At 64.0% G+C, this 19,737-nt stretch carries 22 protein-coding genes; all 22 read right to left on the minus strand.

Features of this window, described 5'->3' with window-relative positions:
* The gene (locus AT699_RS18755; protein ID WP_024069458.1) at nt 1-492 is read right to left on the minus strand and encodes a hypothetical protein; all 492 of its coding nucleotides are present in this window, start codon (nt 490-492) and stop codon (nt 1-3) included.
* Nucleotides 493-495: 3 nt separating this feature from the next.
* Nucleotides 496-939 carry a hypothetical protein gene (locus AT699_RS18760; protein ID WP_058207395.1) on the minus strand — a complete coding sequence of 148 codons (444 nt, stop codon included), beginning with the start codon at nt 937-939 and terminating at the stop codon, nt 496-498.
* An 88-nt stretch (nt 940-1,027) separates the two neighbouring features.
* Nucleotides 1,028-1,756, minus strand: a complete 729-nt coding sequence (locus AT699_RS18765) for a hypothetical protein (RefSeq protein WP_058207396.1) — start codon at nt 1,754-1,756, stop codon at nt 1,028-1,030.
* 295 nt (nt 1,757-2,051) lie between these two features.
* Complete coding sequence (locus tag AT699_RS18775) at nt 2,052-5,225, minus strand: TipJ family phage tail tip protein (RefSeq protein ID WP_024069460.1); 3,174 nt, start codon at nt 5,223-5,225, stop codon at nt 2,052-2,054.
* Nucleotides 5,222-5,830 carry a tail assembly protein gene (locus tag AT699_RS18780; protein WP_006387649.1) on the minus strand — a complete coding sequence of 203 codons (609 nt, stop codon included), beginning with the start codon at nt 5,828-5,830 and terminating at the stop codon, nt 5,222-5,224. The genes AT699_RS18775 and AT699_RS18780 overlap by 4 nt, the downstream gene beginning before the upstream one ends.
* A 3-nt stretch (nt 5,831-5,833) precedes the next feature.
* Entirely contained in the window at nt 5,834-6,607 is a 774-nt protein-coding gene (locus AT699_RS18785) for a C40 family peptidase (RefSeq protein ID WP_024069462.1), read from the minus strand.
* 2 nt (nt 6,608-6,609) lie between these two features.
* Entirely contained in the window at nt 6,610-7,338 is a 729-nt protein-coding gene (locus tag AT699_RS18790) for a phage minor tail protein L (protein ID WP_024069463.1), read from the minus strand.
* Nucleotides 7,339-7,346: 8 nt separating this feature from the next.
* Nucleotides 7,347-7,577, minus strand: coding sequence for a hypothetical protein (locus tag AT699_RS18795; protein ID WP_145964689.1), 231 nt, complete (start codon nt 7,575-7,577; stop codon nt 7,347-7,349).
* A gap of 176 nt (nt 7,578-7,753) precedes the next feature.
* Entirely contained in the window at nt 7,754-9,265 is a 1,512-nt protein-coding gene (locus AT699_RS18800) for a phage tail protein (RefSeq protein WP_058207397.1), read from the minus strand.
* A 5-nt stretch (nt 9,266-9,270) separates the two neighbouring features.
* The gene (locus AT699_RS18805) at nt 9,271-9,612 is read right to left on the minus strand and encodes a phage tail protein (RefSeq protein ID WP_024069466.1); all 342 of its coding nucleotides are present in this window, start codon (nt 9,610-9,612) and stop codon (nt 9,271-9,273) included.
* Nucleotides 9,609-12,584, minus strand: coding sequence for a phage tail tape measure protein (locus AT699_RS18810; RefSeq protein ID WP_058207398.1), 2,976 nt, complete (start codon nt 12,582-12,584; stop codon nt 9,609-9,611). The genes AT699_RS18805 and AT699_RS18810 overlap by 4 nt, the downstream gene beginning before the upstream one ends.
* Before the next feature lie 33 nt (nt 12,585-12,617).
* Nucleotides 12,618-12,929, minus strand: coding sequence for a DUF1799 domain-containing protein (locus tag AT699_RS18815; RefSeq protein WP_158646890.1), 312 nt, complete (start codon nt 12,927-12,929; stop codon nt 12,618-12,620).
* 65 nt (nt 12,930-12,994) lie between these two features.
* Entirely contained in the window at nt 12,995-13,414 is a 420-nt protein-coding gene (locus AT699_RS18820) for a hypothetical protein (RefSeq protein WP_024069468.1), read from the minus strand.
* Nucleotides 13,415-13,486: 72 nt separating this feature from the next.
* A complete protein-coding gene (locus AT699_RS18825; RefSeq protein ID WP_058207400.1) occupies nt 13,487-14,422 on the minus strand; it encodes a phage tail tube protein in 936 nt (311 codons plus the stop codon).
* A 32-nt stretch (nt 14,423-14,454) separates the two neighbouring features.
* The gene (locus AT699_RS18830) at nt 14,455-14,658 is read right to left on the minus strand and encodes a hypothetical protein (RefSeq protein ID WP_058207401.1); all 204 of its coding nucleotides are present in this window, start codon (nt 14,656-14,658) and stop codon (nt 14,455-14,457) included.
* A gap of 26 nt (nt 14,659-14,684) precedes the next feature.
* Nucleotides 14,685-15,107 carry a hypothetical protein gene (locus AT699_RS18835; RefSeq protein WP_058207402.1) on the minus strand — a complete coding sequence of 141 codons (423 nt, stop codon included), beginning with the start codon at nt 15,105-15,107 and terminating at the stop codon, nt 14,685-14,687.
* Complete coding sequence (locus tag AT699_RS18840) at nt 15,104-15,406, minus strand: head-tail joining protein (RefSeq protein WP_058207403.1); 303 nt, start codon at nt 15,404-15,406, stop codon at nt 15,104-15,106. Before AT699_RS18840 ends, AT699_RS18835 begins: the two co-directional genes overlap by 4 nt.
* Before the next feature lie 5 nt (nt 15,407-15,411).
* Nucleotides 15,412-16,416: a major capsid protein gene (locus AT699_RS18845; protein ID WP_020928365.1), complete on the minus strand. Its 1,005-nt coding sequence runs from the start codon at nt 16,414-16,416 to the stop codon at nt 15,412-15,414.
* Nucleotides 16,417-16,496: 80 nt separating this feature from the next.
* Nucleotides 16,497-16,847 (minus strand): head decoration protein, encoded by a 351-nt coding sequence (locus AT699_RS18850; protein ID WP_024069470.1) that lies wholly within the window; start codon nt 16,845-16,847, stop codon nt 16,497-16,499.
* Between the two features lie 27 nt (nt 16,848-16,874).
* The gene (locus AT699_RS18855; RefSeq protein WP_024069471.1) at nt 16,875-17,981 is read right to left on the minus strand and encodes a head maturation protease, ClpP-related; all 1,107 of its coding nucleotides are present in this window, start codon (nt 17,979-17,981) and stop codon (nt 16,875-16,877) included.
* Nucleotides 17,982-18,009: 28 nt separating this feature from the next.
* Nucleotides 18,010-19,509, minus strand: a complete 1,500-nt coding sequence (locus AT699_RS18860) for a phage portal protein (RefSeq protein ID WP_058207404.1) — start codon at nt 19,507-19,509, stop codon at nt 18,010-18,012.
* Complete coding sequence (locus AT699_RS18865; RefSeq protein ID WP_020928369.1) at nt 19,506-19,712, minus strand: phage head-tail joining protein; 207 nt, start codon at nt 19,710-19,712, stop codon at nt 19,506-19,508. The genes AT699_RS18860 and AT699_RS18865 overlap by 4 nt, the downstream gene beginning before the upstream one ends.
* Nucleotides 19,713-19,737 lie beyond the last annotated feature (25 nt).

Here is a 19,737-nt window from a genome sequence, read left to right on the forward strand (position 1 = left end):
TCAGATCTCCACGGCGGCCATGGCCTGGGCATACAGCGCCGGCCAGGTCTTCGGATGCGGCTTCCCGGGCCGCCAGGTGCGCAGGTACTGCGCCCATCCTGTGTCAACATCGCCGATAGCGGGCAGCGCCTTCGGGTCGGTCCACAGCAGCAGCCGCGCCACGCCGGCGGCCAGCACGTCGTCATACTCCAGCGCGGCGTAGATCGCATCTGGGTCGCAGACTACGCTGCGGGCCTTGCAGAGCGCCGCCAAGTGGCTCTTGCTCGCCGCGTGCAGGAACACGCCCCACACGCCGCCGCGGCTGGCGCGCGTGCCCTTCTCGAATTGCCAGAAGCCCCGCGCCGGCCCGCCGATCTGCTGGCGGTGCGTAAATCGACTTTCCTGCAGGCCGATTGCCAGCAACATGACGCGCGCCTCGGCCGTGTCCATGCGCGCCGGCAGCAGCGCCAGCCCAGGGCGGATGCCCGTATCGATAATCTTCTTCAGGTCCATGGTTCAGCCCTCCCCGCCCGACCGCAGCCCCAGCAGCTTGGCCCGTGCCTCGGCAAACCATTCCAAAAGTCCCTTTTTCCGCATGCTCGCCATCCAGCGCATGTAGGCGCCCAGCACCCACCACGCCGGCAAGCCGGCAAGCAGCATGCTCGGCCCCAGGACATAGAACTTCGCCAACAGCGCATCGTCGGATCCGGCGCCATGGTGGGCCAACCAAGTCATGGCATCCATCAGGCCTGGCTTCCACGCGATAACTGCGCCGGCCAGGGCCGGCCCAAACATGAACGAACACGCGACCGTGCAGACGGTGCGAACGGTGAACTCCCGCGCGGTGCGAGGCGGCATGATCAGCAGCCCGAGCATTGCAGCCACGGCGGCGGGAATGCCGTAAGCCATTGCGACCTTCAAGGCCGCCAAGCCACCCAAACCGGTGGAACTCGGTTCCATTTGCATACTCCCTTGTTGGGTTCGCATTGCTGCCTCCCGTTGTGTGGACGAAAAAAAACCCGCCGAAGCGGGTAAGAGAAAACCTAAATCAAAGGCCGGTCACGTCGATGATGGTTGAACTGAATTGCGTCCGGCGGATATCCGGCCAGTTTGACGGTGTCGCACTCGGACCATAGTCCTCGACACATATCGTCTGGCCGATCGTACCGCCGTCCTGTTTGGCCATCTGCCACATGCGAAACTGCATGAACTGCACGCCAGGACCGACGCCTATTGGCACCTCGGTCTGGCTATTGCACATGTTCCCCTGGATGATGGCCGGCGTAATCCCAGGATAGACCCGCAGCACAAAGTTCGGAGGAAGCCCCGAGCTTGTAGACGGGATATCGTTTGCCGTTCCGCTCCAGAAATCGGCCGTCCGCATGTAATCGATCCTGGAATCGAACGTCTTCACCCCTGATGCGTTCTTGACGATCATTCCGTATCGCTCCCCGCTCGGGACTGACGCCTCGATGGGCTCGTCGAACACATACCACCAGATGGTGACCGGGGTGCCTCCAGGCTGATAGCCCAGGAAGTTCAACGACATGCCACTGCCGCTAGGCGACATACCGTAGAGTGTGGCGGCGCCATTGGATCGAAAGGCCACAACCCCGGTGTTGCGCGCCGTGTAAGCGTTGGCCTGCCGGAAATTGACGTGGAACCAACCTTCAGACGCAGTGATTACGCCCTTATCACGCAAGGCGAAATTCTTGTACGTGCTGTCAATCTGGATTTCATTCGAACCGTTCCGCGCCCTGAAACCATAATCCGCCATTACCCTAGAACTCCATATGTAACCCGAGCGCTCGCCCTATAGGCAGCGGGCATATCGAAAGTCCAGCTCAGGGTAGTACCGACGATGGAGATGATCGGGACCATGGTGAAGCCGATGCTCGTCCCTGCCACCGCCGACAGTTGATAGACCGGCGCGCGGCCGGCGAACTCCGGCACGCTGATCGAGCCATCCGAAAGCCCCGTGACCAGCTCGCCGATCCGCCGAGGCAGGCGCGTTGTGAACTGGACCTGACTCAGCCCGCCAGCGGTCTTTGTTCGTAGTCCATAGGTAGCCATTACGGTAGATACCCCAACGTCACGCGGTCCACGCCATTCGGATCGAACACCACCACGTTTTGCCCATTGATCCGAAGGCGCCCCCCGCCAGGTAGCGCGCTGTTCATTTCCAGCACGCCGCCTTTGTCGATACGCCACCCCGACACGCCCGGCACGTAGTCGTTCGACTGGATGTAATTGCCGATCATGGCGTTGGTGATCCAGCCGTTGCCGATAAAGGCCTGGTTGATGAACGTCTGCCCGTTCTGGATCACAAACGGCGTGGTGACAACGCCGTTGATCAGGTTGATGAGCGCCAGACGGTCGGCCAAGAAAAGAACCTGCGTCTGCATGCCCTCGGGCGTGTTTTCGACACCGACACCCATGCCGGCGCTGTAATACTTGCCGTCCACGGTCACGCCGGCCTTGATGCTCACCATCGCATTGAGGCCGTCTTTCACCTGCTTGATCTCGGTCGCCGCCCCGCCCCCGGATTCAATTTCGGTGATCAAGTCCTGCCCAAGCATGGATTTCTCGATCTTGCCGCCGATCTGCTCCAGGATTGGCGTTGCGTCCGTACTGGCCTGGCCGCGAATACCAAGGCCGCTTTCCGAGGGATACCAAGCACCCGCCACGCCGTTCTTGTCGACCAGCCGCGCCCAGAACCACAGTTCCTTGCCCGCCAGCAGGCCCAGCAGCGTGTGCGTGTTCTGCGGGTAGGCGAAGACGCCCAGCGGGATGGCCGAATCGAAGCTGGAATTCTGCGAGTAGTAGATTTCCGTGCGCTCGATGATCGACGGCCCAGGCGGCAGTCCCCAGTCCAGCTGGATGGCGAACAGCAGCCCGGTGGCCACCAGGCTGGTCACCACCGGCGGCGGCCCGACAATGCCGTCCAGCTGCGTCAGCGTAGACGTGGTCCAGATCGACGCAACGCCAAGCGAGTTCAAAGCTCGCACGCGGAATGTGTAGCCACCGGCGTAGATGTTCGGCACCTCCACCCGCGTGTAGCCCGTGCGCGGCAGGTTGATCCAGTCCGAGTTGTCCCGGCGCCACTGCACCTCATAGGCCACTGCGCTATCGGCCGCCTTCCATTCGAAAACGGCGGTGTGATTCGCAATGCCCTGGCTAACGATGTAATAGGCGCTGATCTTCGGCTCCGTAGGCGGCGACTGCACGCCAGGCGGCACCACCGAAATCGGAGGGCGGTCCAGCCGCGTGCCGAAGTCCACGTTGTTGAACTTTCCCGGCTCGTGCTGGATGGCCGAGATATCGGCCAGCACGCCGTCCTTGCGCTTGATGCTCAGGACGCGGAACGTCTGCGCCGACAGCGCTTCGGATTCCAGCGTCCATACGCATTCCGGCTCGGGCACCTCGGAAAATGGTATCTGGACGTCGATATGCATGGCCGTTCCGGGCAGGCCAATCATGTCCGCCGTCAGCTTCGTGGAGTCGTAGCTGTAGACGCCGCTGTCCAGCGTCAACGGCTCTCCCATGGCCGACGACACCACGCGCGTTTCGGACTTTCCGCTGGGCAGGTTCACGGTCAAGCGGTCACCCGGCCGGATGCCCAGCTCGGCGTCGACCACGATTCGGCTCGCCGTCGCTTCCCTGATGCGCCCGCCGATACGCCGGCCGGCCAGATGCTGGTCCGCAACGCGGATGATGCTGCCAGGGCGGACCTGGCATTGCTCCAGGCCGACGCTGAAGGTGACGCCGCGGGTCTCCAGATTGGAGGTCAGCAAAAGCCACTTTCCAACCCGGTTCGCCTGGCCGCGCGACGTGCATCCAAAGGCGGTAACCTCCAGCTGCTTGATGCCGTAGCGCGCGATGCCTTCGCGGTTCTCGACGTACTCGACCTTCTGGCGCCCCATATCCGTCAGATCGCACCAGGACACCAGCGCGACCGTGTAGCGCGTGTTCAGCGCCGACCCGGTGTAGGAAAACCGGCCATCAATGACGTTGGCTGACGAGTAGGTATAGACCGGATCACCCGGCATGTCGGCCACGGCGATCACCGAAGAATTCGCCCAGTACGCCATGCCGCGAAACACCGATGCGAGATCCTGGATCACCCGGTACGCGTCGGCCGTCGTCTGAAGGTAGACATTGCAGGTGAAGCGCGGTTCCTTCCCTCCGAAACCATCGTCCACCAGTTCGTCGCAGTAGCGCCCGATCTGGTACAGGCCCCACTTGTCCAGCCAGCCGGCCGGAACCCGCTCGCCTAGGCCGTAGCGGTCGTTGCCGACCAGGTCGAAGAACACCCAGGCCGGGTTATCGGTCCACGCCGTCTTGAACGTGCCGTCCCAGGTTCCGATATAGGTGCGCGTCTCCGGGTCGTAGTTACTCGGCACCCGGATGATGCGCCCCTTCATGTCGTAGGCGCGCGTGGGCACGCTTTGAAACTGCGCCGCGTCGATCTTGATCCCGACGACAGCGGACATGGGATAGCGCAGCTTGGCGTCGATCACTTCGGTCACGGCGTCGACGATGGTGCGATCCGCGATCGTGTTGCTGTTCGCGTTAGCCGTCAGGCGCCGAACGCGAACGCTCCACCCCTGCTGCGCACCGGCAGGCAGGTCAATGCGATGCGAGCGCGCGTAGCGCTGCGTGGTCTTGCCATCAAACGCGCTGGCCAGCACCTGCTGGTAGGCAGCACCATCACGGCTCACGTCAATTGCGTACTCGACCCGGTAGCCGTTGATGTCGCCGTTCGAAGTGTCGGCGCGGCTCAAGCCCTCGACGGCCAGCGTCACCCGTACAGCGGACAACTGGCGATTGGTGAACAGGCGGACCCAGGGCTGCGTGGCCTTCAGTTCGGTGTTGACGCTGATGGTGTTCTCGGACGCCGGGAAGCCAGGCAACGGGTCTTGCCATTGCGTGCCAGTCCGGAAGTCGATCGACACGTTGGAAAAGTTCAGCGAGCCGTCGGCGTTCGCAACGGGCGTGCCATTCAGGTATACGTCGCGCAGCGCGCCACCAAGGCCATGCACAGGGCCGTAGATCTCGCCTTCGCTCAACAAATCGATGACGCGGGCATAGGCGATGCTATGCAGGCTATCCGGGGCTTCGCTGGGGCCTCGGCCACCACCGCCACCCTTGCCGCCCTTATGGCCGACGACAGGCGCGACTTCACCCAGACGACGCCCATAAAAAAAGGCACCCGAAGGTGCCTTTCTGCGCTGCCTCATTTTCATGCCTGATCCTCAGAGAATATTCCGGCCGAGACCGTCGCGCTGCCGATAATCATGCGTCCGTACAACACCGGCACCGGGTTGCCCTGGGCCGACGTGTTCACCGGTCCATTGAAGTTGTAGGAGGCGCCGTTTTCGGGCCGATCTGCGGCACTTAGCGCTCGCTGTTGGGGCGAGAGCATTTGCACCACACCACCCAACGCCAACGACACCCCCATCGAGAACATCGCAGTCGTGCCTATCGCCCCCTGCGCACCCAATGCCACCCACCCCATAGGGTTCCAAACTGCCAGCGCGATAAGCGCGGCTCCCAGGACGGTCTGGAACAACCCGCCGCGCTTGCCACCGGCAGGCATTGGCGCGATGCGGATATCGGCGTCCCCGACCGGATGCGAAAGCTGGTCCTCCGTCAGGTTCCGCTTTCCGACGAAGCAGGCGTAGGCCACGCCCTGCCCTGCGCTTGCCGCCATCTCAGCCTCAAGGCCAGGCAACAACACGCAGAGCGCGCGGACGGCCTCCGCGGTGCTGTTGACCGCCAGCCTATGCACCCGGCCGAATCGCGCGCCCAGGCCCCCGTACAGGCGCACCGTGCGTAGTATTTCGTTCATGCTTCACCCTTGATATCGCAGGACCAGGCGCGTTGCTTCGCGCCAATATCCGCCATACACCACCCGCTCAGACTGGCGCCCGTACAGGTGGTGCAGCATCGCGTCCGGAACCGAGAACAGGCCCGGCGCCTCTTTAAGCCCTTCGGCGCCCAGGAACACGCCGGCGTGGTTGGCGCGGTTGGATCGGACCTGCATCAGGATCACGTCGCCTGGCGCCATGTCCTCGCCAGCCTGCAGCGGCCGGAATCCCGCCTCGGCGTAGTGGTCCATGTACAGGTCGCCTTCGCGGCCTGGCTCCCACCAGCCGTCATCGCGCTGGAAGTCCAGCAGCTCGATACCGCGCTCGCGCTTGTACCAATCCCGCACCAGGCTGTAGCAGTCCAGCACGCCATGCGCGAACTGACGGCCCAGCAACGGGGCCTGGAAGCCCACCGGCGTAAAGCCCCGCACCTCGCCCGCCACCACGGCGCCGTCGTCATCCCTGGCCACGGCCACGATGAACCAGGGAAGCCCCGTAGCCTCGCAGGCCACACGGTCCGCCTCGCTCGGCGCCGGCGTCTCGTCGGGATGCGAATGCACGATTGCCACGATCCGGCCTGTGTCTTCGGCCGCAGCGTAGTCGTCGGCCGCCAGCACGAAATGGTCGGCGCTGGCCGCCGTATTCCGGCACGGTACATACACCTCCCTGCGCGCCGCCATCACCACCAGCCCGCAGCACTCGCGCGGGTACTCGGCCACCGCATGGGCGCGGATGGCCTCCATCGTCTTCTTGCGCATGTCTATCCCCTGATCAGGTCGGCCGAGGGGAACCCGCCGAAGTTGATGACCTCGTATTCACCGAATCGCTTCTTGCAGTCGGACATGAGGCCCGAGCAGCGATCGCGCGCCGGGTCCGTGACCGGGTTGCCGGCCAAGTCAAACATGCGGCTTCCGGTGTAGCCGCAATACGGGCCGCGGTAGCCGCCCTTGCGCAGCCAGCTACACACGCCGGCGAGAATCGGCCGGCTGGGCAATTGCTGCCCGTCGAAGTCCAGCGCACTCGACAGTTGGAATTCCACCACCTCGGCGGTTTCTGCCGTCTTCTGCTGCACAATCCAGACCTCGGCCGGCAACTCTTCGGCGGGGTTCGCCGTGGGGTTGCCTTCCGGGAAATTCTTGGCATCGAGATAGCTGCCCAGTGTGCGCCGCACCCGCACCCAGGCGCCCACCAGGTCATCCAGCGCGATGCACAGCGACGAAATGACGCCGGCGATCGGCTTGCCCTCGGCGTCCGCGCCGATATTTCCGACAGACAGCGTGGGCGTGGGCTGCTGGCCGTCGCCCACCTGCTCGAAGCCTTCCGCCGTGATCGCCCACGGGTCGTACTGGTTGCCCTGCCACCAGATAGGGCCGACCTGCGTATAGCCATGGAAGCGCTGAAGCGTCCCGCCGATCGGCGTGGCGTCCAGCTCGTAGAGTTCGACCAGGTCGCCGACCTCAAGCTTTTGCACATCTGCATAGATCCGCATTCTGCCCCCTATGCCTTCAACGTGGCCGCCAAGCCGAACAGGTCCAGGCGCTGGGCCAGCGTAAGCCCAAGTACGTCGGCCGCCGCGTGCAGCATGGCGCTGCCCCATTCGAACGCCTGCAACTCGTCCCAGGCACGCCGGTAGTACGCCGGCGTGGCCGGATCGTTCAGCAGTTCTTCGAAGGCGTCGAACAGCGTCCAGTCCGGCCGCCCCTCCTTCGGATATGGCGTGAGGCGCATTGCCTCGCGGCCCTGGTAGCGCGACACAGGTGGTGGAAACGCGGGCCGCTCGACCCAAGTTCCATCCTCCGCAGCAATGTGATGATCGCCTGGCCGCTCGCCATCCATCAATATCCAACCGGGCGGGCAATCTCCGCCTACCCGTTGGTGGCTCTCGCCAATTTCGGCGTAAATTTTCATCCCTTCACCCTCCAGACTAAAACCCGGCATTTGTTGGGGGAAACAAGCGATCCCTGCGTAGGCGTTCCGGCTAGGTTTGGCAATGGATCGACGCCGCTAGCTCCGGTCCGCACAAGAATGGCGCCGTTGCTAAGTTGCCCCGCCCTGGTTCCGAAGGCTCGGTTACCGCCGGAACTATCGGTGTACCAGCCTGTTTCCGCCCATCCGTCCGTGTAAAGCAGCTCGGCGCGGCAAAGCAGATTGAACCCGAGGAAAGGCGCGGGCGGCGTCAGAACATAGGTGGAATTCGCGGCAACCGAAGCAGGGTTGGCGGCCGTACCGCCGTTGGGGTAGAGAATGGTGAACGCGAGTTGGCCATTCAGCGTTTGGAAAGCGGAATTCAACGCCGCATAGTCGCTGGCCAGCTGCGCAGCGTCAGCGCTCCCCGGGTTGGTGACGGCGCCGAACGCGTGGATAGTCCAAACGCCAGATACGTTGATCGGACGGGTTTCAGCGGCAGTCCTGGGCGTGCCGTTTGTCCCGTCCGAAGTCGGCGTCCCGACACCACCATCGGCGAACGCATAACTTCCGGCGTTCGACTGGATAGCTTGAATTGAGGAACCCCCGCCATAGGCCGCACCCGGGTTTCTTGCGGCGTGAAAGTGGCCCTGCATCGCGTCCCTCGTGATAATGCCGTTGGCAACTGCACCGTCACCTCGCTGAAAAAGGGCTCCGAGAGAACCAGCGGCCTTCCCATTGAAATCCGGCACCCGGATAGTGGAAGATCCATCGCCGGTGGTGTAACTGCCGCGTTTGAGCGGATCGGCCAGCCAGTCGGCTTCGGGCACCACCGGCACCGTGCCGGCCGCCACCATGGCGGCAAGGTCGTGGAAGGTGGCGCGGCTGATGGTCTGCCCATCGGCGGGGATCTGCCCTGCCGGGATGGACGAGCGCAGCGGCCACCATGCCACCGAACCGACCGGCGGGCCGGTAGGGATCGGAGGCAGCTGGGCGGCGGGCACCTTCCCACCCGTGTCCAACGACGCCACGCCCCCCGGTTGCCCCTTCTGCGACAGCGGGATGGAGTCCTCGGCGGCGGGCAGGTTGACGGCCGGCACCTTGCCATCCGCCCCCAGGGGCGCCACACCGCCCGCCGTTCCCACAGGCAGGTTCGCCACTGGCACTTTTGTGCCAGCGTCCAGCGGCGCCACGCCCTCGGCGGCTCCCTTCTCTTCCACCGGGATATAGTCCGCCAGTTCCGGCAGGTGCGTGGCCGGCACCTTGCCGGAGGCGTCCAGAGGCGCCACGCCCCCGGCCATGCCCTTCTGGGCGGCGGGAATCGCGGCGTCGGCCGTGGTCTTGGCTTCGGTGGCAGTCTGTGCCGCGTTCGCCGCGGTCAACTCCACCGCGTCGACGCCGGCCTGCACCTTGGTGAAGTTGGCGTTGACTTTGGCCATTCCGTTGCGCAACGGGTCACCCGTGCCATCATTGTCCTGCTGGCCAATGGGGATTTGTTCAAGTTCTTGCATAGTCTCTACGGCACATGCCGCTGTGTGAATGTCACCGAGATCGTGTACCAACCGCCTCCCATCGCCACCAATTGATAGTCGCCGGCGCGGTACGATGTTTGGGTTCCCAGCGGCGCGGTCCACAGGAAGGCCCGCGAGGCGCCGTGGCGATCGAGAAAATCCTTGATCGGCCGGATTTCTGACTCGCTGCCAAAGAACGACAGCGGCCAAGACTCGGTGCGATTGTTTATTCCATCCCCGACGACCTGTTCATAGCCGTCGCCAAACTGGGCCCGGAGAACCCTGAACTTCACTTCCGCCTGCGGATTTCGCCTGGGACTCCACTGAAAAACCTCCAAATTGCTCATTGCCCCTTCCTTCCATAGCGCTCGTTCCAAGACGCCCCGCCTGGGCGGTAAGACTTCGCGATAAGAACCTGGCACCGCGAATCGACGAATTCGCCCAGTTCACGCCCGAATTGCTCCAGCCCCTGGGGTGCTTCCGTCCTGCTGGTTCCGTCCTGTTGCATATAGATGTTGACCTGCACGGGAGCCGCTGCTTGCGAGGGCTGCGCCATGCCTAGGGCCTGCACCCCGAGACGTCCGTCCGGACCTCGCCGCAAGGGCATGATGGCTTCGGGACCCGCCTCGGCGAACACCCCGGCTCCTTTCGCGAACTGGAACACCTGGGGCGTATGGAAGACGCCATTCGAAAAAGCCGAGAGACTCGGCGACTCGTAGACATTGCCCTTGGCGTTGGCGGTCCAGCCATTCGACGCGATCAGCGATCCGATTCCGTCACCACCCGACGCCTGGACTTGACTTGCTGCCGCTTCAGTCCCGGCTGCAGCTCCAGATGCAGCACCGAACAAGGAGCCGACGACGCTGGTGAAAATCCCCATCGTCGCCTGACGCGCCGCGATGCGTGCCAAGTCAGAAAGGACACTCTTCGCAAAATCTGCGAAATTCGCCTTGCCACTGACCACGAAGGAGGCCACAGCGTCCGACATGCCCTGAAACAGACTGGAAAACACCTGCTGCGATTGCGCCATGACGTTGGCAGACGCGTCAGACCAGTCGTTCAGCGCGCGAATGGCTCCGTTCTTCCAATCGCCTTGAAGCGCTACCCGTTCCTCCATGTAGCCGCGCTCGCGCTCGATCTGTGCCTGCATTGCGGCGTCGATCTGAGCAATGCCCTGCAGATATTGATCAGACTCCAGCGCACCGCCGCCGCCTTCGCGCAGCATCTTGTCGGTGAAGCCGTCGCGGATCCGCCGAAACCTGTCTTGCGCTTGGTTGATAGCATCCACCAGCGCTCGATCGTTGCTGCCCAGGGTCAGCGCGTTGTTCTGCCGGCTTTCCTGTAGAGCGCGGGTTTCGCTGTAATTGGCGATATCGAGCTGCGTAGCGCGTAGGGCACCCCGGATCTTGGCCTGGTACTTCTCGATGTCGGTCGCTTCTTGCTGCTGCGACCTCGCGATCTGGGCCTCGAGTTCCTGCACCCGGCCGGCGTAGCGCTCGCGTTCGGCAATCTGCTTCTTGCCGCCGGCGATATCCGCTTGTTTGCGGGCGATGTCCAGCTCGTCGCTGAGGGCTGCCCGTTGGGCCGCCGCCCGTCGCCGAATGAATGCCTCTTCGGACAACAGGCCGGCCGCCCTTTGGCCTTCCAGCGCGGCCGTTTCAGCGCGCAAGGCCTCCTCACGCAGGCGCGCCTGGGCTTGCATCGCTGCCAGCTGGCCAGACAGTGAATTCTGCCCGGCGCTGACGGCGTCCTTGTCCTGGAACTTCTTGCGGGTCTCTGCTTCGCGTTCCCGGATGGCTTTGGACGATATCCGGTCATCCTCGGGATTGACGGCACGAATGGCCGCCTCCAGGCGCGCGTTTTTCTCCAGCGCCTCGGTCAGCTGCCGAACCTTGTTGGTTTGCTTGTCGTAAGCATCCAGGCTCTTGGCCGCCTCGATAGCCGCCGCGTTCGCCGCGGCATTGAGCCCCTTGACCTGCGCAACGGCATCCGCCAGGCCCTTCTGATCCAGCGCGTCGCCCAGGGCACCCTCGGCATTTCTCACGCGCGCACGGCCAGCCTCATTCAATCCGGCCGGCCCTGCATCACGCTGGCGCATCAGCGCAATGTTCTCGCGCAGCGTGGCGATACGCGCTTCCAGCGGGTCCTGCTCCTGCCCCACCCGCTTCATTGACTCCCAGGCGCCGTCGACGGCGCCCTTCACGTCCCGCCACGCACGTTCGAGCACGCCCAGTTTTTCCGGCGCTTCAGTGCCCAGATAGTCGTGCAGGGCCCGCGAGGTCTCCTGCATGGCACCTTCGCGGTTGCCTGTCTCCTCCAGCGTACGGATGTAGTCCCACTGAGCCAGGCTCATGAAGTTGAGCGAGCGGTTATGCTCCTCTGCCCACTTCGTCACCCCTTCGGGCATCTTGGCGAAATCCTTGGAGATTTCGTCCATGGCCTGGCCCGATGCCTTTTGGAAGGCAACCATCGAGCTTGACATCATCTGGATGGTGTCGGCCGAAATCTGCCCCGTCGCGACCAGCGCCTCGACTGCCTGCTGCGCCCTGCCGCGGCTTCCATTCTCACCAGCTGCGGCGGCGGCCATACTGCGGATCTTCTCCGCCGTTACCCCCGCATAGTTGCCCGTCAGCTGAATAGTCCGATTCAGGCGTGAGGCGTCCTCGCTTCCCTGATAGGCGGCTATACCGAAGGCCACAGCCGCGCCAGCGGCCAGGGTATAAGGGTTGATCAGCCCAAGAAGCGTGCTTCCCAGCGCCTTCGCGGCCGGCACAACGCCGCCGAACATGTCCTTTAGCTGGCCGCCCTGCTGCAGCAGGACGGTCATGGGCTGTTGCCCACCCTGCAAGGACACCACGATGTCGGTCAGCTGCGCCGGTACACCCCGCATGGCGGCTGCGGTCTGTGCGGCGCTATTGCCGTACCTATCCAGCGCGCGGCCGGACGAGCCCAACGCAACTTCCTGTTCGCGCAGCTTGGCAATCAAGGGGGCAGCACGGGCGGATACGCCAAGCTCGGCCGCCTGCAGCTCGAGCAATTCGGACCTCGTCTTGCCAATCGCCTGTACCTGGCGCTCGAGGCCCTGGACGAACCTATCAGACGTCTGCACGAACGCCTGGCTACCCGCCGCAGAGGCGTTAACGGCTTGGCCCATCTGCCCCGCGGATGCGCCCATCCGCGCAGAGGCCGCGCTCGCTCGGCCCAAATTGGCCTCGGCCGTGGCGGCAAATTCCGCCGTCGCGGCACCGGACGCCGAAAATCCGCGTAGAAGGTCAGCTTCGTTCGCGGTCAGCGTGACGCCTAGAACCTTGTCATTCATTGAATTCTGCCGCTGAAAGTTCAAATTTCCGGCCTACGCCTGCCCCAAAAAGACCTCCAAGGCGGCGCGCTCCATCGCGCGGATATCCAAAAACGCCTCCCTCAGGTCCGCCCCCGGAGGCATTAGGACCTCCAGCGTTGCGCGAATCTCGGTCGCCGAAATGCCAGTACGCAGTGGAGGCCCCATTGCGGGGGCCACCCAAGTCCAGCATGTTTCAAGCTCCAGAAATGCCCTGACCGTCTCCCAGTTCTCCTCGAACACCTCGAAGGGCTCGTCGGCCGCCCTGGCTCCTGCCGCGTCCAGAACGTCCGCAGGCGCACCAGCCAAAGCCAAGGCCGCCAGCACTGCGTCATCGGGGTCGAACGCGGCTTGTGCGCGCCGACCGCCCATCGCCCAGTACCGCGCGGCCTCTAGGAGTTTTTTTCCCGCACCTGCTGATGGGCCCGCCAGAAGCCTTGGAACAGCGGCGCGACCAGTTCAGGCCAATCCTTGAGGACCTGGTCCAGCGCCTTGACCGAGAACGGCACGGCGTCACCCTGGCCGTCGCGCACACCCAGCCAGCCGGTCATCCTGTCCTTGATGAACTCGACGTCCGAGGCGTACTCCCACTTTTCGGGCGCCTTCTGGCCTTTGGCCACAGGCAGCAGCGGCTGACCGACGCGCTCACGGTAGGCATTGGTCATCGCGTCGTGCAGCGCGTTGATCTGATCCAGCGGGCTGCGCTTGTATTGCGCAATGAAGTCGATTTCGACAGGTGCGCCGCTTTCGCCGTGGACGACAACCTTGATATCGCACGCCGCAAGGGCGCGCTTGGTAACCACAAAAGCCATGGAAAGCTCCGGAATAGAAAGCGCCCGGTCGGGCCGGGCGCAGATAGTTGGAGGGCTCGACCGCGAGGCGGGTTAGCGAACGATGATTTCCAGTTCGTCGTTGCCGTCCGGTCCCGGGTTCACATTCATGTCCAGGCCGAGCATTGCCACGTTGTCCTGGTCCGAATAGGCCGGGTTGGTCAGCTGCGCGGTGGGTGCCTTGATCTCGACGATGTTGCCAGCAGCCGTGCCATGCTGAATCGCCAGCGCCTTACCTTCGCCGGACAGCACGATCGCCGGCCAATCCAGCTGGGCGATGCGCGGCAGCTCGAGGGAAATCTTGCCGGTCGGCTGGCGGTCGGTGATCTCGGCCCCTTCGCAGCCGATCAGCGAACGCCAGACCAGCTGGTTGGCGATATCGAAGGTCAGCGACTGCAAGCAACCGGAATAGCTGCCCAGGGACCAGGCCGGCGTGTTGGCCTTGTTGACCCCCTTCGGGATTTGGAAAGCGCTGTAATCCACGTCGGTGGGGTTGGTGCCGTCAGTGATGGGCAGATAGACGCCCATAAAACGAAAGCGCATGAACGGGATGCCCTTGGCGGTCAGGTCGAAAGACACCGTGCCGCGCGCATCCAGGATCTTGTGGAAGACACCGTCCAGGTAATAGTGCAGCGCGATGCGCTCGAAATTTTCGGACACCGGCAGGTAGCGCACGTCCGTTCCGGTCGTGACCGTCTCGGCGAAGCCACAAGCGCGCAGCAGCGGCCCCCAAGCCGGCGCCTTACCAGCCGTACCCGACCCGGCCAGCTCGACCTCGCCTTCAATCTGGGCGTACTGGGTGGTCGCCACTTGACCCGCGTTGCCCATGTAGGGCCGCAGCAGCGCGCGTTCGACGAATTCGGCCGACAGGGGCGTGGCGGTCACGTTGCGCAGCAGGATCGCGTTGGCGGCCCCGGTGGGAACCGGGTCGACCCCTTCCGCCGTCTGGATCTTAGCCAGCAACAGCGTCTTTCGGATGGATTTGGCCATTATTGGCTCCGTAAGTATCTGAATTCAAGTGATCAGCTGGCGCCACCGCAGTCACACGGCGACGTCCGCTCGACAAGCACGCGCTCGCCCGTGGTGGGATCGCGCACGTAGCTGCCGCCCTGTCCGTGGAACTTGTCAGGCGCCGCCGCAGCCGGGCTGATCGCTGCGGAAGGGGTGCCGACTGTCTCGGTATCGGCATCGGTCTCCGGCGCGCCGGCCGCTTTCATTGCGGACATACTGTTCTCCTTCGAGTGCTGGGGCGTTACGCGCCCAGCGAATGCTCATCGGTCTGATAGGTGATGCGGTAGCGCTTGGTGACCACCTGCCGACGAAGATCGCCATTGGCGTACTTGGGCTCGTCCGTGCCGAACTCTACGATCGACACCATGTTGGGCCCGGAATACCCCATCACGATCGGCTGCGCTGCTTCGAACACCTCCTCGGCCAATTGGAGGTGATCGTCGCCGCATGTATGAACGATCAGATGGATTTCACGAACTCGAGTGACACGCGGCGACAACAGCTCCTGGATCGACTCGGCCCCCAACTGCACCGAGACGACCTTCGGGTCCTCGCGCGAGATCGCGCGCATGGGGGAATTCTCAACAGCTGCCGGAAAGTCTCCGGACGCCCCCGCGAGGGCCAAGCGAAGGTCCTCCACGTAACGTTGCGCCAGCGAGGTCATGGCAAAAGCTCCAACAAAGCGCGGGTCCAGTACCCATCCCCACGCACGGTGGGTTCCTGCCGAACTCGGTAGAGCTTCCCCCCAATCCATAGGCGGGTGTGGTACTTCAAGCCGGGGGCCGACGCCGTCGTGAATTCGATCTCGTAATCGGTGGAGTGGACCAAATTCGCCTCGTCGATCACATCGGGCCGGTCAAACCGGACCATGAAATCGACGGCGGGGACAACGCCGTCCAGGCTGGCAAGCTCGCGCATCCCGGCCTGGTCGAACGCTTCATCAAAGATCGCGTTGTCCCACATGGTGCTTACGACGCCTTCAGCCGGATGACGGCGTTCGGCCGCGTGTTGATCGTCAGCGGGTTGGACTGCACCTTCAGGTCGACGCCCATGCCGTGCTGGAGAATCTCCTGCGAGGCATAGAACGGCAGGCCCGGGGTGTTGACAACGTCGATGTGGTTGGCCGGCGCGAAGCGGGTCTGGAACAGATCTTCGGTGACGATCGGCACCAGGTAGCCCTCGTTCGGATCGAGGAAGGTCACGGCACCGACTTTGCCGTAGTACTCCTTCCACTCGACGTCTTCGAAGATGAAGCCCTTGCGCATGTCGGCGCGCAGGAATTCGCCGTCCTTCCAGCGGTCGAACGCCTTCTCGACGGAATCGTGGCCGGTAAACGCGTCGTACAGGGCGCGCCCCATAATGCCGAGCCAGCCCTTGATCTGGACGGCGCCGGCGAGCGCGTCTTCGGCCTGGCGCTTGGCGTCGAGCACCTTCTGACGCACCTTGGTGGTGGCTGTACCCAGCGCCAGGTTCACCGTCTTCTGCGTGTAGCCGAATCGGTCGTACAGATCGAGCAGCACGCGCTGGCCGTCGGCATCGAAGATCTTGCCGGTGACAGCACCCAGGCGATGGTAGGCGAGCGTAGCGTTGATCCTCGAGCGCAGCTTCACGGTGCGCTTGTTGACGATGCCCTGCATCACCTCCAGCTCGCTCTCGGTGCCGAACGCGCGCACGCCCTGGATCTCGTCGGCATAGATCGTGTCACGCAGCGGCAGGTGCAGCGTGTTGAACGGGATCAGGTCGCGGCGGTCCTTCTCGGTGGTCTGGCCAGGCGAGCCGCGGGGAGAGTCCGGCACCAGGGCGAGCTTGCCATTTTCGCGCTCGATCGAGACCGTCAGCGTCGAAACGCCGTCCTCGTCGAACATGCTGTCCAGAGTGGAGGGCACGGCCTGGCCTTCGGGCTGGACGTTGAGGGCGGCCGTCAGGGACGCCAGGGAGAACGCGTTGTCGCGGAAGATATCGATGTGTGCCATGTTGGAGGCTCCTGAAAATGACGATGGCCCGCCTAAGCGGGCCATACTTTGGTCCTTGAACGGGGTTCCGACGGCGCGAATTAGTCGCGGACGATCAGGAAGGTCGGGGCGAAATCGGCGCGGGCTTCGGCGTCCAGGCCGGTCAGGGACGCTGCCGCGACTTCCGCGAGGCGGACGATGGCAGTCGCCGGCTGGAGGTCCGTCGAGATGTCCGCCGCGCCGTACAGCACCGCAGCGGCCTTTTCCGTGCCATCGGCGCCGGCGGGGTTATACGCCGCGTATTGCTTGGTGGCAGTGATCTGCCCCAGCACCTGGCCGGACGGGTAGCCGGTCGCCGTGGCGGCCAAGATGATTTTCTCGCGGGAGATCTCGCCGGCGCCCTCGGACAAGAGGAATTCGGCGGTACGGGCTTTTTCGTGCAGGATGTTCATACGTTCTCCAGGGTGGTTGAGTGCTGCTTAGGACGCGCGGCGGCGTGCCGCAGCACGAGCCTCGTAGAAGTTGGTGACCGAAAGCGCCGGGGCCGCCCTGGCCGGGTTAGCGTCCGGCCGCTGCCTGTTGTCGACGGTTTGCTCGGAAGCCGAGGCCAGAGCGTCGAACAGCCTTGCCCGGGCCTGGTCCACCGAAAGACCTGCCGCGACAAATTCGGGTGCTTTGTCGGCCATCTTGGCGGCCAGGCAGACGCCGGCGATCTCGGCCGCCTGGACGATTCGCTCGTCCGCCCCCTCTTTGCTTGCGAGGCCGCAGGAAAGTAGTACGCCCTCCGCGAGATGGGCCACACCGGCAGTCCGGCAGGCGGCGTATACGTGGCCGACAAGGGCCGTGGCCTGGGCCGCATTGGCTTGAGGCTCGGCGGCGGGCGCCAGCGGCGGCGCATCCGTCGTCGTGGCAGGCGGCGGAGCGGGGTCGCAGGGCGACTCGGCCTCGAGCGCATCCAGCATCGCGGACACCTCCGCCGGCAGATTCTTATGCTTTCGGAGCACCTCAGCGGCCAGATCGGAAGACATCTGGAGGCGCACAGGATCTTCGATAAGATCGCAGAATCCCAGGGCCTGCGCCTCCAACGCCGACATCCACGTGGTCGCGTCCATCATTTCCACGATCTTGTCGGCGTCCTGCCCGCTCTTGCGCGAATAGGCTGCGACAACGCCGTCGCGGACCCGATCCATCATGTCCGCGGTCGAGCGCAGGTCCTCGGCCGTTCCGCCAGCGATGGTCCAGGCGTTGTGGATCATCAGTTGAGCGTTCTCCGGCATGATCAGCTGATCGCCCGCCATTGCGATCAGGGACGCCGCCGATGCCGCGAATCCGTCAACCCGAGTCGTCACCCGGCCGGCATAGCGCCGCAGCGCGTTATAGATCGCGAGCGCGTCGAAGACGTCGCCCCCAGGGCTGTTGAGCGACACCACGATATCGGCGCCGCCGGCCGCCGCCGCGTCCAACTCTGCCACGAAGGCCTCGGCAGTTGTCCCCCAGAAGCTGATTTCGTCGTAGATTCGGATTTCGACCACCGGCTTTTCGGCCTGCGCCTTTGCAGTGATCGTGTACCAGAGCTTCTTTGCCATGATGGCTCCATAGTTGAAATTGCTGCTGCTATTCCGCATCGGCCGGTGAAAGAGCCTTGCCGGCAGATGTAGACCGCCGCGGATCGCTGTCGAACACCGCCCGCGCGGCGTCCGCCGCCAAGTTGTCCGCTTCGATGTCGGCGGCGACCTGATCAGGGTCATCACCCTGGGCCAAGATCACCGCCGAGCGGCTTGTGAAGCCAGATCGCACCTGCATTTTCTTGGCCTCAATGTCCTGCACCGGATGGAAGTACGGCCAGCCCTGCGGAACCCAGAGGACGCGCAGCCACTCGCGGCGACGCCGGTGGTAATCCGGCATCGGAATGGTGCCGGCCAGCGCCAGCGCATCGATCCATGCCGCCCATACCGGTCGGCAAAATTGATGAATAAGGCAGTGCCACTGGTATTGCTCGATCAGACGGTGGAACTCGTTCACCAGCACCCGCAGCGCCCGATCGCTGATGTTGCGCAGGTCTCCTGTCGCCAGCTCATAGGGAATCCCGACAGAGGCGAAAGCCGCCATCAGTTGATGCCGCATGAAGCTGTCATAGTTGTTGTCGGCCCCGGGCGGCGTCGAGAACGTCACCTGCTCGCCGGGCGCCAGCTCCTGCATCGTGCCCGGCTCCATGGACACCAACGGGATTCCGTCGTCATCCTCGACATAGTCTTCCTGGTCGCCCGTCAACGGATTGGTCGGATCTTCATCAGGATCCGGCCTGGTGATGAAGCCGGCGAACAGGTTGGACACCTCCTGGCGGTACATCACCGCGTCATCCAGGTTGTCGATCGACTTCAGACGCAGCAGCACCGTTGCAAGGGCCGGCACCCCACGAACTTGGCCAGGCCGCTGCATCTGGTATGCGTGGATTACCTGGTCCGCCGGCACTGACACAATCTCCTGCGCAGGGCTGGACCGCCCGAACTCGCCGGGGTGACGCCGCCACATGTGAACGGCTGCCCGCCGGCCGATGGGATCGAATTCGATGCCATTGACCACCTCGCCGCCATTGGGCAGTGAGTACGTGCGTTCCACCGGAACCTGGTCGCCCTCAATCAGTTGCAGCTGCAGCGGGACCACCAGGCCGTCCGAAGGACGCCGCCGACGAAACCGACAGAAGATTTCCCCCGCAGTGAAGATGGATCGGTCCGCCAGCGACTGCATGCCGTAGAAATCTAGGCGCCCGTCGGCATCCGCCTCTATACACCAGTCCGCCCACAGCTCTTTCAAGAGCCTGCGCACCGACTTGTCGGGGTGCTGCGGGTAGGGCTGAATGCCCGTACCCACCGCGTTGCTGTCCCACTTGCGCTCGGCGGTAGACGCCCACGGATCATTGCGGACCGCGTCCCTGGCCCGTCGCCGCTGCAGGGGCAGTCCCTGCGTTGCAGCAGAGTTCGGGCCGGCCGCCGACGGATTCCAGTTCTTCGCGCGGCTGCCGGTCGCGCTGCCGCTCTCGTAGCTGGAACTCATCTGTGCATTCAGACGCCGCGGCACCAGAAGGCCGGACCGGCGGTGCTTGGCGTAGCTCATCGAATTCCCTTTCCGGCGCTGCGTAGTCGAAACTGTCGCGGGCGCCGCTTGCCCTTGTTGATTTCTGCGGATACGTGCGCTCGCGCTCGCATGAGTTCGTCGATGCTGCGAAAGCGCACGCGCTTGCCGTCGTACTGGACCTCAAGCTGGCTGCCCGCGATCGCACGGTCCAGCTTTTCGAGGTCGGCTTGGGTGTACGCCATTTTTTCGCCCTGTTCTATGGCCGAG

Source organism: Achromobacter xylosoxidans (assembly GCF_001457475.1).
GTDB lineage: Bacteria > Pseudomonadota > Gammaproteobacteria > Burkholderiales > Burkholderiaceae_B > Achromobacter > Achromobacter xylosoxidans.